Here is a 14,224-nt window from a genome sequence, read left to right on the forward strand (position 1 = left end):
GATAAAAGCGAAAACAAACTAATCCCGGAAGACCGTCGCGCAATATCGGCTGAAAACCGGGGAATTGTCAGGGAAATAAAAACAAATTCCGTGGCTTGGAGGATTCGTCAACCGCAGCGCAACACAGGGTAATTTTATTACACGACACCCCGGCGCGATTCGGATCGACCCCGAACAAGGAGTGAAGGCCATGAATACCACTGCCGAAGTATTGCCTTTCCGCGGCGGTCAGGAAGTAAAAGACTTATATGAAATTGGCGAAATCCCGCCATTGGGTCATGTGCCCAAAAACATGTATGGCTGGGCCATTCGTCGTGAACGCCACGGCGAACCTGATACCGCCATGCAATGCGAAGTCCTGCCGGTAACACAGCCTGACAGCCACGAAGTCCTCGTTCTCGTGATGGCGGCGGGCGTAAATTATAACGGCGTATGGGCATCGCTCGGCCAACCGATCTCGGTCTTCGATGTTCATGACCTGCCCTATCATATCGCCGGGTCCGATGCGTCGGGCATCGTCTGGGCGGTTGGATCAAAAGTCACCCGCTGGAAAGTCGGCGATGAAGTCGTCATTCATTGTAATCAGGATGATGGCGATGACGAGGAATGCAACGGTGGCGATCCGATGCTATCCCCGACCCAGCGTATTTGGGGCTATGAAACCCCCGACGGATCCTTTGCCCAGTTCACCTGTGTGCAGTCTCAGCAACTCATGCCCCGTCCCAAACATCTGACGTGGGAAGAAAGTGCGTGTTACACCCTGACCCTTGCCACCGCCTATCGCATGCTGTTTGGCCATCGTCCGCACATCCTGCGTCCGGGACATAATGTTCTGGTCTGGGGTGCATCGGGCGGACTTGGATCGATGGCGATCCAGTTGATCACCACCGCCGGGGCCAATGCCATCGGGGTGATTTCCGATGAGTCCAAGCGTGAATTTGTGCTGGGCCTTGGTGCCAAGGCTGTCATCAACCGCAAGGATTTCAATTGCTGGGGCCAGTTGCCCACGGTCAATGGCCCGGAATTTGGCGATTACATGAAAGAAGTCCGCAAATTCGGCAAAGCGATCTGGGACATCACCGGCAAGGGCAATGACGTTGATATCGTCTTTGAACATCCCGGCGAACAAACCTTCCCGGTATCGTGCAATGTGGTGAAACGCGGCGGCATGGTTGTTTTCTGTGCCGGGACCACTGGCTTCAACCTGACGTTCGATGCACGTTTTGTCTGGATGCGCCAAAAACGCATTCAAGGCAGCCACTTTGCCAACCTGAAACAGGCCGCACAGGCCAACAAGCTGATGATCGAACGCCGTATCGATCCCAGCATGTCCGAAGTGTTCAGTTGGGATGATATCCCGCGTTCGCACATGAAAATGATGCGCAACGAACACAAACCGGGAAATATGGCCGTGCTGGTACAGGCAAAACGCCCCGGCATGCGCACACTTGAAGAAGCAGTCGAAAGCTGAACCCACATAACGCTTTCGACTGACCGTTGGCACCCCGCGCGCGTTCTCGCCCGATCAGCGTACGGGGTGCCACCACCCTTTTCGGGCAGTTAGCTCCGATACCTTATTCTATTGCGCAATCGCCCCACATGATTGCCGATCCGAGGACCAGAACCATGACCGAGACCGCCCTGCTTGCTGATTTGAACCGTCTGTGTGACGACGCTGTGTCGGCATTGGCACCTGTGTATGACGCCGCCGAAAATGCCCTGCGCACGGCGGTCACCATCGATGGCAAGGTTGATGCCGCCGCATTCGATGAACATCAGTTTGCCGCCCATGGCTTTGCCTGGTTCACAACCTATGTCACCGCCCTTCAACAAATGAAGGCATGGTCCGAACGGCTTAACACACAGGGCAAATACGGCACACTTGAACAGCTTGTCCTGCAAGCCGCCTTTGGCGAATATCTGGCCCAGATTTCGGGCGGCATTGCCATGTCGCAGGGCGAGTTTATCCGCCTTTCGACCCTTGGCGTTCCCGCCGATGTCATTACGGCATTCACCTCCAACCCATCGGTTATGATGCTGGCGACCCATGGCAACTCGGATGCCACCCGGCGCGCCATTGCCCATGAAATTCAGGACAGCCTTGATACCGGCCAGTTTGGCGAAACCGGCCTTGAAGACGAAACGCTTGATATGGTGCGCAACCAGTTCCGCCGTTTTGTCGATGAAAAGGTCACCCCCCATGCCCACGGCTGGCACGAACGCGATGAGTTGATCCCGATTGAGATCGTCAATGAAATGTCCGAACTCGGCGTGTTTGGCCTGACCATCCCCGAAGAATTCGGCGGGCTTGGCATGGGCAAAACCGCCATGTGCGTCGTGACCGAGGAACTGTCACGTGGCTATATCGGGGTCGGCTCGCTTGGCACCCGGTCGGAAATTGCCGCCGAACTGATCCGCCTTGGCGGGACGGACGCACAAAAACAGCATTACCTGCCCAAACTGGCATCGGGTGAAATCCTGCCCACCGCTGTTTTTACCGAACCAAACAATGGTTCCGATCTGGCCCATTTGCGCACCCGTGCCGTCAAGGATGGCGGGGCCTACAAGGTCACCGGCAACAAAACCTGGATCACCCATGCCGCCCGGTCTGACCTGATGACGCTTTTGGCGCGCACCAACCCGGATGAAGCGGGCTATCGCGGGCTTTCGATGCTTTTGGCGGAAAAACCACGCGGTACGGACAATGATCCCTTCCCGGCCAACGGCATGTCCGGCGGCGAGATTGAGGTTCTTGGCTATCGCGGGATGAAAGAATACGAACTGTCGTTTGACGGGTTCGAAGTACCCGGCGAAAACCTTCTGGGCGGCGACGAAGGACAGGGGTTCAAGCAACTGATGGCAACGTTCGAGTCTGCGCGCATTCAAACCGCAGCCCGTGCGGTTGGTGTTGCCCAGAACGCGCTTGAAATCGGTATGCGCTATGCCAAGGACCGTGTGCAGTTTTCCAAACCGCTTTATGCCTTCCCGCGCGTGTACGGCAAGGTCGCATGGATGGTGGTGGAAACCATGATTGCGCGTCAGTTGACCTATTTCTCGGCCCTTGAGAAGGATCAGGATATCCGCTGCGACATTGAGGCGGGCATGGCAAAGCTTCTGGGCGCGCGCGTCGCATGGTCAAACGCCGACAATGCGCTTCAGATTCACGGCGGCAACGGCTATGCGCTGGAATATCAGATCAGCCGGGTTCTCTGTGATGCCCGCATTTTGAATATTTTCGAAGGGGCTGCTGAAATTCAGGCACAGGTCGTGACCCGCGGCATTCTGGGCCGCTGACCCGCTAACAGATTGAAACCTGACACAAATTTACATCTCGAACCGTGGCCCCTGTAACCAACGAGGGCAGACTTGGCCCGTCAGTCTTGACGGGCCATTTTTTCGTATCAACCTAAAGTATGATATCTCGTCCCCCGACGGGTAGTGGTAGACTTCAAAGACGTGAACGCAGAGTATTAAGAATCTGCGCAAAACCGGCCAATGCGCCGCAAGGGGAAAAGGGAGAGACGTAAAAATGAATCACGCCTCTGCAACGTCTGAAAACACAATCTATGCGCGCATAGGTGAAACAAAGGACCTTTTTGAGCACCATGCCACCCAACTGGCAGAAGGCTTGATTGGCCAATTGTTTGGCACCGGCCAAAGCAGCGCCGATCCCGGCGATCCGCGAAGCCTTGTTGACGGTCTTGCCAACCGCTTCCGCGCCATGGCCAATGCCACTTCTGCCAGCGCGTTTAACCAGTGTTTCGATGAGCACCTGCTCGCCGACGCCGCGACCGATATTTCGCCCGACCGTCTGGTGCAGGCCTATCACACCACAGCAGCAAGCTGTGCGTCACTGGCCTCGGGCACAAAACGCACACGCAACACCCCTGCCTTCATCGATGCGGCCCAATGCCTTTTGATGGCCGATATGGCAAGCCTGATGTCCGCCATTCAGGCAAAGAAAATGCAGCGCCGTTCGGCATCCGAAGTCCAGTCGATGTCCGAAATCATCGAACGTGAAACCGACAACATCATATCCGAAGTCGGTTTTCAGGCGGGTCGCACCAACGACGTGGCGCAGGCCATGGAAAACGATGCCAACGACCTTTCCAGTCTGGTCGAACGGATCACCTCGACCACCGCAATCGCCAGCAACAATGTCTCAACCGTGGCATCCGCGACCGAAGAACTTCAGGCATCCAGCCATGAAATCGCCGACCGCATTCACAAAACCAATGACATTGCCGGTCAGGCCGTAACGCGCGCGCGCGAAACATCGCAGACGATGAACAGCCTGTCAGACACCGCAAGCGAGATCGGCAAGGTTGTTGATATCGTCAAACGCATTTCCGATCAGACCAAGATGCTGGCCCTTAACGCCACCATCGAGGCCGCCCGTGCCGGCGATGCTGGCAAGGGCTTTGCCGTGGTTGCCAACGAGGTCAAAAACCTCGCGACCCAGACCGAAAAGGCCATCCTCGACATCAATTCGCAAATCACCGCCATTCAGGGGGCAACGTCTGAGGCCGTGACCGCGATTGAAGGCATCGGTGGCGCGATTGACGAAGTCAGCCAGCTTTCATCGGATATTTCCGCATCGGTCGAACAACAAACCGCCGCGATTGCCGAAATTTCATCAAGCGCGCAGGAAGTCTCGACCCACATGCAGGGGATTTCAAGCGACATCGCACTGGCCAGTGACAAATCCCAAAACGCCAGCGAAACCGCCGAAAACCTTCGCATTCTGGCCTCCAACATCCGCAACGACATCAACGAAATGGAAAGCCGTTTCCGCGGTGTCTTGCGCAGTGCCGATAACACCAACCGCCGCAACGAAGAACGCGCCCCGATTGCCGTCAACATCAAGGTTGATTTTGGCGGCGGCGATGTCCGCACCGGGGTGACGGCGGACATGTCACCTTCCGGACTGCTGGCCCGCATTGACGCCAGTGAAAAGGACCGGGCCAAACCAATCATCATCACCATGGTCGATGGCACGGTTCTGCATGGGATTGTCAAGGCCGTCTCAAACCTTGGAACCCATGTTCAGTTCACCGAAGTCGACGATCAGGCCTATGAGGTCATTCTCGACCATCTGCGTAAGACCCACGAACATGACGGCAAGATCGCCGATATCGGAATGAAACTGGCCGGTGAACTCGGCAAGGTTCTTGAAACAGGACTGCGCAACAAGGAAGTCGAGCACGACGATCTGTTCAGCCCGCGTTACGAGTCAATTGCGGGCAGTGACCCCAAACAGTTCATGACGCCCTATATCGCGTTCACGGACGGCAACTTCACCCCGCTTCAGGAAGCCGTCCTTGAAAAGGACAAGCACATCGTCTTTGCCGCCGGGGTGGATTTCAACGGCTATCTTCCAACCCACAACAAGATTTACAGTCAGCCACAACGTCCCGGCGAACCGGCATGGAACATGGGCAACTGTCGCAACCGGCGCATCTTTGATGACCGGGCCGGTTTGATGGCGGCGCGCAATACCAAACCGCACCTTCTGCAAACCTATTTCCGCGATATGGGCGACAGCGTCGTCTTCATGAAGGAATGCGATGTGCCGATCATGGTTAACGGCGAACAATGGGGCAATCTGCGCATTGGCTATCGCGCCTGACCGGATCGTCAAAATCCGCACACACAAAAACACCCCGGTCATCGCCGGGGTGTTTTGCGTTCTGACAGTACTCGGAACTTAGCTGTGTGAATGCAGGATCGCCTCGGCGATTTCGCGCTCGATTTCGCCCGGATACGCATAGAACCCCGGCTTGAACGATGCCGCCCCACCCGATGCCAGCCAGTCAATGCCGCGAATAAGGATGGCCGAAAACGGATCAAACAGATCCTTGCCCGATCCGCCCATACCCGGTGCCAGGTTCAACAAACTACCGCGATTAAGAAGATAAACCTCGCGGTTGTTATCAAGCTCGAACCGCTCGATATAGCGGCGCATTTTGGTCTGTTTCTGGGTATCAAGCCACGCGACATCAATCTCGGTGTTGGAATGCCCGACATTGACCAGAACCGCCCCACGGCGGGCCATTTTGATCTGTTTTTCGCCCAGAATCCCCGAAAGCCCCGTCGCGGTGACAATGATCGCACTTTCTTTTAAGCCGTCTTCAAGCGCCACGACCCGGCATCCGTGATGCTGGGCTTCAAGGGCGCGCACTGGATCACGTTCGGCAACTGATACCACCGCGCCAAGATTACGCGCACGTTCGGCAACACCGCGCCCAACCGGACCAAACCCGATCACCAGAACCGACCGGCCATATAGCGCCAATCCCGTCACATTGGAAAACACCGGCCACATTTCCTGTGCCACATGATGGCGGTTATGCAGGCGGTCCTTGATCGCAATATCGTTCCAGTTAAACACCGGGAAGGCATACTCAAGCTTCGCCACCCGGTGCACACCGGTGGTCGTCGCCTCAAGCGCGCCATCGACCTTCTGGCCCTTTTGAACAAACGCCTCGATCAACTCCCCGCCCATGTCCGCGACAATTTCGGCTGGCTCGGACGACAGGATATCGATGCTTTTGGCATATTCATCCGGGGTCATGCCCGAAAACGCATGCACCTCAACCCCGTTGGCCGCCAAATAGGCTGCGGCAACGTCATCGGTACTGTCAGGATTGCACGCCCCGACCTTGACCTTGGCCCCGGCTTTGACAAAGGGCAAAAGTGTCGGAATGGTATCTTCCAGAACATGCTGGAAACTGACGATGGTTTTATCGCACAAATCACGTTTTGCGACATAATTTCCGTATTTCGCCGTCACCGGGCAGATAACTTCCCGCCAGGCAAGGGTTTCGTCGGTGATCTGGGTGGCTAGGGCCGGGTCTTTGATGCGACTGGTCATATGGGCTGGTCTCTTAACGTCGTGGGGCGAATCTTCTGGCCGGACGTTAATGCCAGCCTGACCGAATGGAAAGCATTTCTGACCATTCGGTCAAACTTCAATTTAAACCACGATTGGCATAGGCCGCTGATCTATGGACGTGGCGGGATATCAAGCCCGCGCTGAACCGCAGGCCGCGCCAATCCGCGTTCCAGCCAGATCGGAACATGGGTCAATTTATCAAATTCCACCAGTTCCCCGGCATCATAAAACCCGATCAGGTTACGCACCCAGCCAAGTGTTGCGATGTCGGCAATGGTATAGTCATCGCCCATGATCCAGTCACGCCCGGCAAGACGGGTTTCAAGCACCCCCAGCAACCGTTTCGACTCATTCACATAGCGGTCGCGCGGGCGTTTATCCTCAAAATCCTTACCGGCAAATTTGTGGAAGAACCCAAGCTGCCCAAAGATCGGGCCAAGCCCGGCCATCTGGAAATAAACCCATTGCAGGGTCTCAATCCGCTTTGCCGGATCAGCAGGCAGAAACTTGCCGGTTTTCTCGGCCAGATATTGCAAAATCGCCCCGGACTCAAACAAGCCAAGCGGCTTGCCGCCCGGACCATCAGGATCAACAATTGCCGGAATTTTGCCGTTCGGATTCAAGGACAGAAATTCCGGCGTCCAGGTTTCATCCTCACCGATCTTGATGGTATGGGCCTCATAGGCAAGGCCCGTTTCCTCAAGCATGATCGAAACCTTGACCCCGTTCGGGGTCGGAAACGAATAAAGCTGCAAGATGTCGGGATTTTTGGCGGGCCAGCGTTTGGTAATATCGAATGCGGAAAGGTCTGCCATCTGATCGTCATCCTTGTTGCATGTGTTGATCCCGGTTGAGATATCGCGGCTTTTGACCACAATTATCAACGTACAAGATATTTTCTATCAACAAGATTTAGGACGAAACAATCGTCCTGCCAGTCCTTGATTGGCAAGGAACTGTTTCGCAACTCCACACAATCAACAATCCCCCGCAGACAAAAAGGTCAGGCCGATCTGCACCAACAGACCGGCCTGACCTGACTGCGACACCGGAATGATAAATCCGTCCACTGCCGTTCGTTATAAGCCAGTCACCTGTTACCAGGCGCGATAAGGCAGAAACTTGCCATCAAGGGTGACGACAACGCGGTCTCCCTTGGGGTCGGCTTTGCGTTCGATATACATTTCGTAATCAATGGCACTCATGATGCCATCGCCGAACTTCTCATGGACCAGTTCCTTAAGGGTTTCACCGTAAACCCCCATGATTTCGTAAATCCGATACACGGCCGGATCGGTCGGAACGGCCTGATCCCAGATTTTCATCGGGCATTCCTGCAAAACAGCCGACGCTTCGGCCGGAAGATCAAGGGCAGCCACCAGCATATCGGCCTTTTCCTTAGACGCCGAATTCATCCCCAGACATACCGACGTGGTCCAAACCGGCGACATGCCGATCTTGCTGGCGATTTCTTCCCAACCAAGACCCTTGGCTTTCTTGGCTTCCAAAATCAGTTCTTTGACATCAACTTTCTTCATGGCTTTTCTCCACTTCTGATAACAGCACGTTGTTTTGATTAGTCGGCCCCATTAACCGCACGCTTGCGAGCGCCCGGTTTGCTGCCTTTTTCCGATGGAATAACGGCCCCGGCGTTGGCACCGAAACGCACAACCTTCGGGGCACTTTGTTCTGTGCCTTCCTGCTTTCCGGCAAGCGCACGCGACCGCGTTGCCAAAAACTCCACCAGATGATTTCGAATGTCGTAATAGTCGGGATGATGAATGATGTTGGCCCGTTCGCGCGGACGGTCGATTTCGACCTGTACGGACTCGGCAACCCGCGCATAGGGACCGTTGGTCATCAACAAAATACGATCCGCAAGCAGGATCGCCTCATCCACATCATGGGTAATCATGAAGACCGTCTGATCCGACCCCGACCAGATGCGGATCAATTCATCCTGAATACTGCCCCGCGTCAGCGCATCAAGTGCGCCGAACGGCTCATCCAGCAGCAAAAGCTCCGGCTGGATGGCAAAGGCGCGCGCAATCGACACCCGCTGGCGCATACCACCAGACAGTTGTGACGGTTTACGAAGCTCCGCCCCATCGGCAAGCCCGACCATTTCGAGATATTTCATCGAATGCTCGTGAACCTGCTTCTTGTTCCAGCTGCGAAACCGTGCCTGAACGGCAAAGGTCACGTTCTTAAGGGCTGATAACCATGGCAACAGGGAATAGTTCTGAAAAACAATCCCGCGATCAAGGCTCGGCCCCGAGACCTCTTTGCCATTCATAATCACGGCACCGTCGCTCGGTTCATCAAGACCGGCAAGAATGTTCAGGATCGTCGATTTGCCACAGCCAGAATGACCAATGATGCAAACGAACTCACCTTTTTCGACCCCAAGACTGACGTTTTCAAAGACCGTCAGGGGCTCACCGCCCTTGGGGGCCTGAAAACGCTTGCTGAGGTTCTGTACGCTCAGGAATGGTGTCAACATAACAGGTCTCCTTATTCCTGGTACTGCACAAGACGGGCGCAATAGGCGAATGCGGTATCAAGCAGCATGCCAACCACCCCGATGATCACGATCGAGAACACCACACTGGTCAAATCCAGGTTGTTCCACTCGTTCCAGACGTAGTAGCCAATCCCGGTTCCGCCCACGAGCATCTCGGCCGCAACAATCACCAACCACGCGATCCCGATGGAAATCCGCATACCGGTCAAAATTGTTGGGGCAGCGGCGGGCAGAACGACGATCCATGCGGTTTTAAGCGCACCCAGTTCGTGCGTTCGCGCCACATTGACCCAGTCCTTGCGCACACCAGACACCCCAAAGGCGGTGTTGATCAGCATCGGCCAGATGGAACAGATGAAGATGACAAAGATCGCAGATGCCTGACTGTCCTGAATGACAAACAGCGCAAGCGGCATCCACGCCAACGGCGAAATCGGCCTGAGAACCTGAATAAAGGGATCAAGCGCCTTGTACATCAAGGGTGACATCCCGATCAGGAACCCGACCGGAATGGCAATCGCCGCGGCAAGGAAATACCCGCTCAGAACGCGATACAGCGAATATCCAATCTGGATACCAATCCCCTTGTCATTGGGACCAGCATCATAGAAAGGATCACTGAGTTCCTCCCATGCCTTGGCAAAAACCGCGGATGGCGGCGGGACAGCAGCCTTTGGTGCTGCCCCGCCCATCAGAAGTTCATATTCGGTAAGTTCGCCAGCGAGTTCTTGTTTCGGGCTGGCGGCCTCCCACAAACCAAGGAAGACCGCCAGCAGCACGAGTGACAAAAGCAAAGCCCTGGCATTCAAGGATGCCAGCATGTCAGCTTACCCCTTTGCCAATGGCGAAGCTGTTGACATAGGCCTCAGGCTGATCTGGATCGAACTCTTTGCCCATGATCGAATAGCTCTTGTAAGTCGATGTCGGTGCTTCATAGCCAAGATCCTTCATGACCTTGGCGCAATCAGCCGCGACATAGACTTCTTCGGCGATTTTCTTGTAGTCAATGTCGCCTTCGATATAGCCCCAGCGCTTCATCTGCGTCAGGATCCAGACCCCCATCGAATGCCATGGGAACGGATCGAAATCGATGCGATCAGGCACATTCATAACGTTGCCCAAACCATCGGCATACCGTCCGGTCAGAACTTGTTCGGTCACCGGCACCGGCTGGTTCAGATAGTTTGCTGGCGCGATTGCCGATGAAATTTCCTTACGGTTTTCCGGCTTGGCGGCATACTGGGTGGCATCAACAATTGATTTGAGAAGGGCGCCATAGGTATTTGGCAGTTCTTCTGAAAACGCCTTCGAGCAGGCAAATGCACAGCACGGATGACCTTCCCAGATTTCCTTGGTCAAAATATGCAGGAAGCCGATCTTTTCCCAAACAGCGCGCTGGTTGAACGGATCGGGCGACAGATACCCGTCAAGATTCCCGGCACGCAGGTTGGCAACCATTTCGGGCGGCGGAACGACACGGATCTGGATGTCTTTATCCGGGTCAAGGCCATGTTCGGCAACGTAATACCGCAGCAGGAAGTTATGCATGGAGTATTCAAACGGCACGCCGAACTTGAATCCTTTCCACTGCTTCGGGTCGCGCTTGTCAAGGTGATCATTATGAAGAACAATGGCCTGACCATTGATGTTTTCAACGGCCGGCATCAGGAAAGGTGTTGCCGTCGAACCGGCCCCCATCGAAATCGCAAGCGGCATCGGGGTCAGCATATGTGACGCGTCATATTCATTGTTCAGCGACTTGTCGCGCGCAACCGCCCAACCGGCTGTCTTGATGACATCAACATCAAGACCGTATTTTTCATAAAACCCCATTGGCTGGGCCATAATGATCGGCGTCGCACAGGTGATCGGAACGAACCCGATGTTCAGTTTCGATTTTTCCGGCTTGCCAAGATCATCAAGAATGGCCGCCTTGACCTTGTCGATTGGCAAGACAGAAGCCAATGCCGCCATCATGGTGCCGCCGCCAATCATTTTGGCAAACGAACGGCGTGAAATTTCATCATGACCGAAAACCGACCGGACAATCGCGCTATCGATTGCGCGATCAAGAATTTCCTCGCTGCTTTCCGGTGCCTTTACCGCAAGGTCACTGTGTGCCGCCATATTCGCCAGATCATGTTTCACGCCATGACCCTGATCAACAGGCGATGCATGTGTGTGCTCCCCCTTGGTCGCACAAACTTCGCAGCCACAAGACTTGCTGTGCCGAAGATCGCTGTCCCCACTAAATGGATCGCCCAGACTTTTAACTGACATTTGATCACCCCCTGTGTTGTTACGCCGCCCAACTTGAACAGCACCAAATCATCACAAGGGCAAGAGCAACCCGCGTGCCAGATTGCTGCGACGCAACCGTTTCGTTGGAAACGCTGGACTCCGGGGCTGAAGGCTGGCACCTTTCAGGGGTACGAAAATTCGTAATTTACGACTTTTCGTAATTAATATTACGAGTTATCGTAGGAATTTCTGATGAACCGCGATGTAAATCCGCCTATTTCAATGCCCTTGGAGACATTGCATCTCCAGGCCCTTTTGACGCACACACATCCAACATTGCTGGTTCATCCCCAAACCGACAGCATCGTTTTCGCCAATGACGCGGCGGCCAAATTGCTGGGTCGCAGCATCGAGGCGCTTAAATCATCAAAAATGAGCGCACTGCACAAAGGCCAGGTTCCAAGCCTTGTCGTGTTTAGTGAGGCCGCCCTCTATCACGGCTTTGCCTGGACCCGCGGCCTTGATCTGACCCACCCGGACGGCACCGAACTGAAACTTGAACACGAAGCACGCGCGATCATCCTTAATGATCAGGAATATCTCACCGTTACCATTTCCGACCTTGATGCCCGCCATCGCCGGGATGTCGATTCAGAAGCCGACGACTATCTACGCGAAGGAATTTCCGAATGGCGCCGCGCGGAACGGTTCTTTCGTGAAATCGAACGTGAAAACCAGTTGATTCTCGGGGCGGCTGGCGAAGGCATTTACGGCGTCAACAGTGACGGAATAACAACCTTTGTGAACCCGGCGGCGGAACGCATGCTGGGCTGGACGGCCGATGCTTTGGTTGGCCGGGAAATTCATTCGATCATTCACCATTCGCACGTCGATGGCGAACCTTATCACGCCGAACAATGCCCGATTTACAATGCCTTCCGCGAAGGCATCGTACGGCGCGTTGACGACGAGGTCTTCTGGCGCAGCGACGGCAAACCGATCCGCGTCGAATATACCTCAACCCCCATTCGCGACCACGGGCTTGTCATTGGTGCGGTGATTGTTTTTCGTGACATTACCGAACGTAAAATCGCCGAGGAAAAACTCCACGCCGCCCTGGCCGAGGTTGATCGTCTGCGTGAACGTCTCGAACTTGAAAACGCCTATCTGCAGGAAGAAATTCTTTCGACCAACAACCACCATGAAATCATCGGCCAGTCCGATGCCATTCAAGGGGCGCTCAAGCAAATTGATCTTGTTGCCCCGACCGACGCCAACGTCCTGATCACCGGGGAATCCGGGACCGGCAAGGAACTGATCGCACGCGCCATCCATCAGGCCAGCACGCGGTCTGATCGTGTGCTTGTGCGCGTCAACTGTGCCGCCATCCCCCATGAACTGTTTGAAAGCGAGTTTTTCGGCCATGTTCGCGGCGCATTTACCGGTGCGATCCGCGACCGCGTTGGCCGCTTTGAACTGGTCGATCGTGGCACGCTGTTTCTTGATGAAGTCGGTGAAATCCCGCTCGAACTTCAGGGCAAACTCTTGCGCGTTCTTCAGGATCAAAAATTTGAACGCATCGGCGAAGAACGCACGCGCGAGGTCAATGTCCGCCTGATCGCGGCCACCAACCGCGACCTCAAGGAAGAAGTCCGTCAGGGGCGTTTTCGCGAAGATCTCTATTTCCGGCTCAATGTTTTTCCAATCGAATGCCGCCCTTTGCGCGAACGTACCGATGACATACCGCCACTGGCGACCCATTTTCTGCGCAACATCTGCCAGCGCCTGAACATCGCACAGCCCACCCTGACAAATGGGCAGGTCCGCACCCTGCAAAATTATGGCTGGCCGGGGAATGCGCGTGAACTTGAAAACGTCATCGAACGGGCGGCGATCCTGGCACATGACGGCAAATTGCATTTCGATCTGCCTGAAATCGGAGGCCGCGACAGCCGAAAGTCAATCGACGCCAAAACAGATCCGACGCCCCCACCACACAACAACATCCTGACACGTAACGAACTCAAACAGACCGAATACAACAACATCATTCAGGCCCTGACGGCGACACAGGGCAAGATTTTTGGCAAGGATGGTGCGGCAATCCTGCTCGACATCAAACCAACCACGCTGGCATCGCGTATCAAGACATTCAAAATTGATCGACGTGACTTTGTTTCAGGCAAAAACACCGAATAATCTTGAAAAGTTTGTAACGGCTGGTTGCCCCGGCGGGCGGTTTGGCGCAGCATGTCGCCGCCTGTAAGATAACTGTGATGATGTGACGTCGGGTCACGCCGCCGCCAAGGTCATTGCACAACAAGGTTTTCGACACACACCACAGTTGGAAACGAGGGAGAAACAACAATGGCTGCATTTCTTCAGATTGGCGCGTTGCTCGCGATGGCGGCTGTGGCGGTCGTGCTGGTTCTGGGCATCATTTCCATGGCACGCGGCAACGATGCGCGAAAATCCAACAAACTGATGCAGCTGCGCGTATTGCTTCAGGCGGGCGCCCTTTTGCTTCTGTTTCTTCTGTCTTTCATGGCGCTTGGAAAATAGCG

Annotated in this window: 11 protein-coding genes; 5 read left to right on the top strand and 6 right to left on the bottom strand. The window is 54.9% G+C overall.

Annotated elements, in window-relative coordinates:
- The first annotated feature begins 190 nt into the window (after positions 1-190).
- From ccrA to AC0VXT_RS17645, 3 genes are all read left to right on the top strand, one after another.
- Positions 191-1,471 (top strand): crotonyl-CoA carboxylase/reductase, encoded by a 1,281-nt coding sequence (gene ccrA / locus AC0VXT_RS17635; protein ID WP_101298979.1) that lies wholly within the window; start codon positions 191-193, stop codon positions 1,469-1,471.
- Positions 1,472-1,626: 155 nt separating this feature from the next.
- Complete coding sequence (locus AC0VXT_RS17640) at positions 1,627-3,294, top strand: acyl-CoA dehydrogenase family protein (RefSeq protein WP_475546464.1); 1,668 nt, start codon at positions 1,627-1,629, stop codon at positions 3,292-3,294.
- A 235-nt stretch (positions 3,295-3,529) separates the two neighbouring features.
- Complete coding sequence (locus tag AC0VXT_RS17645) at positions 3,530-5,629, top strand: methyl-accepting chemotaxis protein (RefSeq protein ID WP_475546465.1); 2,100 nt, start codon at positions 3,530-3,532, stop codon at positions 5,627-5,629.
- Between the two features lie 78 nt (positions 5,630-5,707).
- On the opposite strand, the gene AC0VXT_RS17650 is transcribed toward AC0VXT_RS17645, so the two are convergent.
- The 6 genes from AC0VXT_RS17650 to AC0VXT_RS17675 form a co-directional block, all read right to left on the bottom strand.
- Positions 5,708-6,874 (bottom strand): adenosylhomocysteinase, encoded by a 1,167-nt coding sequence (locus AC0VXT_RS17650; RefSeq protein ID WP_475546466.1) that lies wholly within the window; start codon positions 6,872-6,874, stop codon positions 5,708-5,710.
- Positions 6,875-7,005: 131 nt separating this feature from the next.
- Positions 7,006-7,710, bottom strand: a complete 705-nt coding sequence (locus AC0VXT_RS17655) for a glutathione S-transferase N-terminal domain-containing protein (RefSeq protein ID WP_276654308.1) — start codon at positions 7,708-7,710, stop codon at positions 7,006-7,008.
- A 282-nt stretch (positions 7,711-7,992) separates the two neighbouring features.
- Positions 7,993-8,433 (bottom strand): cyanase, encoded by a 441-nt coding sequence (gene cynS, locus AC0VXT_RS17660; protein WP_475546467.1) that lies wholly within the window; start codon positions 8,431-8,433, stop codon positions 7,993-7,995.
- A gap of 38 nt (positions 8,434-8,471) precedes the next feature.
- Complete coding sequence (locus AC0VXT_RS17665; RefSeq protein ID WP_475546468.1) at positions 8,472-9,398, bottom strand: ABC transporter ATP-binding protein; 927 nt, start codon at positions 9,396-9,398, stop codon at positions 8,472-8,474.
- Between the two features lie 11 nt (positions 9,399-9,409).
- On the bottom strand, positions 9,410-10,240 hold the full coding sequence (ntrB, locus tag AC0VXT_RS17670) for a nitrate ABC transporter permease (protein WP_276654305.1): 831 nt from the start codon (positions 10,238-10,240) through the stop codon (positions 9,410-9,412).
- A 1-nt stretch (position 10,241) separates the two neighbouring features.
- The gene (locus AC0VXT_RS17675; protein ID WP_475546469.1) at positions 10,242-11,699 is read right to left on the bottom strand and encodes a CmpA/NrtA family ABC transporter substrate-binding protein; all 1,458 of its coding nucleotides are present in this window, start codon (positions 11,697-11,699) and stop codon (positions 10,242-10,244) included.
- Between the two features lie 213 nt (positions 11,700-11,912).
- Between AC0VXT_RS17675 and AC0VXT_RS17680 the strand changes: the two genes are divergently transcribed.
- Positions 11,913-13,859, top strand: a complete 1,947-nt coding sequence (locus AC0VXT_RS17680) for a sigma 54-interacting transcriptional regulator (protein ID WP_475546470.1) — start codon at positions 11,913-11,915, stop codon at positions 13,857-13,859.
- A gap of 168 nt (positions 13,860-14,027) precedes the next feature.
- On the top strand, positions 14,028-14,222 hold the full coding sequence (locus tag AC0VXT_RS17685; RefSeq protein ID WP_102783355.1) for a twin transmembrane helix small protein: 195 nt from the start codon (positions 14,028-14,030) through the stop codon (positions 14,220-14,222).
- Positions 14,223-14,224 lie beyond the last annotated feature (2 nt).

It is taken from the genome of Thalassospira sp. Z349TD_5, from assembly GCF_056173045.1.

Bases quoted from the DNA above. Each gene is read 5' to 3' on its own strand.
- ntrB (WP_276654305.1), bottom strand. From the start codon at position 10,240: ATGCTGGCATCCTTGAATGCCAGGGCTTTGCTTTTGTCACTCGTGCTG.
- AC0VXT_RS17650 (WP_475546466.1), bottom strand. From the start codon at position 6,874: ATGACCAGTCGCATCAAAGACCCGGCCCTAGCCACCCAGATCACCGAC.
- AC0VXT_RS17665 (WP_475546468.1), bottom strand. From the start codon at position 9,398: ATGTTGACACCATTCCTGAGCGTACAGAACCTCAGCAAGCGTTTTCAG.
- AC0VXT_RS17675 (WP_475546469.1), bottom strand. From the start codon at position 11,699: ATGTCAGTTAAAAGTCTGGGCGATCCATTTAGTGGGGACAGCGATCTT.
- AC0VXT_RS17655 (WP_276654308.1), bottom strand. From the start codon at position 7,710: ATGGCAGACCTTTCCGCATTCGATATTACCAAACGCTGGCCCGCCAAA.
- cynS (WP_475546467.1), bottom strand. From the start codon at position 8,433: ATGAAGAAAGTTGATGTCAAAGAACTGATTTTGGAAGCCAAGAAAGCC.
- AC0VXT_RS17640 (WP_475546464.1), top strand. From the start codon at position 1,627: ATGACCGAGACCGCCCTGCTTGCTGATTTGAACCGTCTGTGTGACGAC.
- AC0VXT_RS17680 (WP_475546470.1), top strand. From the start codon at position 11,913: ATGAACCGCGATGTAAATCCGCCTATTTCAATGCCCTTGGAGACATTG.
- AC0VXT_RS17685 (WP_102783355.1), top strand. From the start codon at position 14,028: ATGGCTGCATTTCTTCAGATTGGCGCGTTGCTCGCGATGGCGGCTGTG.
- ccrA (WP_101298979.1), top strand. From the start codon at position 191: ATGAATACCACTGCCGAAGTATTGCCTTTCCGCGGCGGTCAGGAAGTA.
- AC0VXT_RS17645 (WP_475546465.1), top strand. From the start codon at position 3,530: ATGAATCACGCCTCTGCAACGTCTGAAAACACAATCTATGCGCGCATA.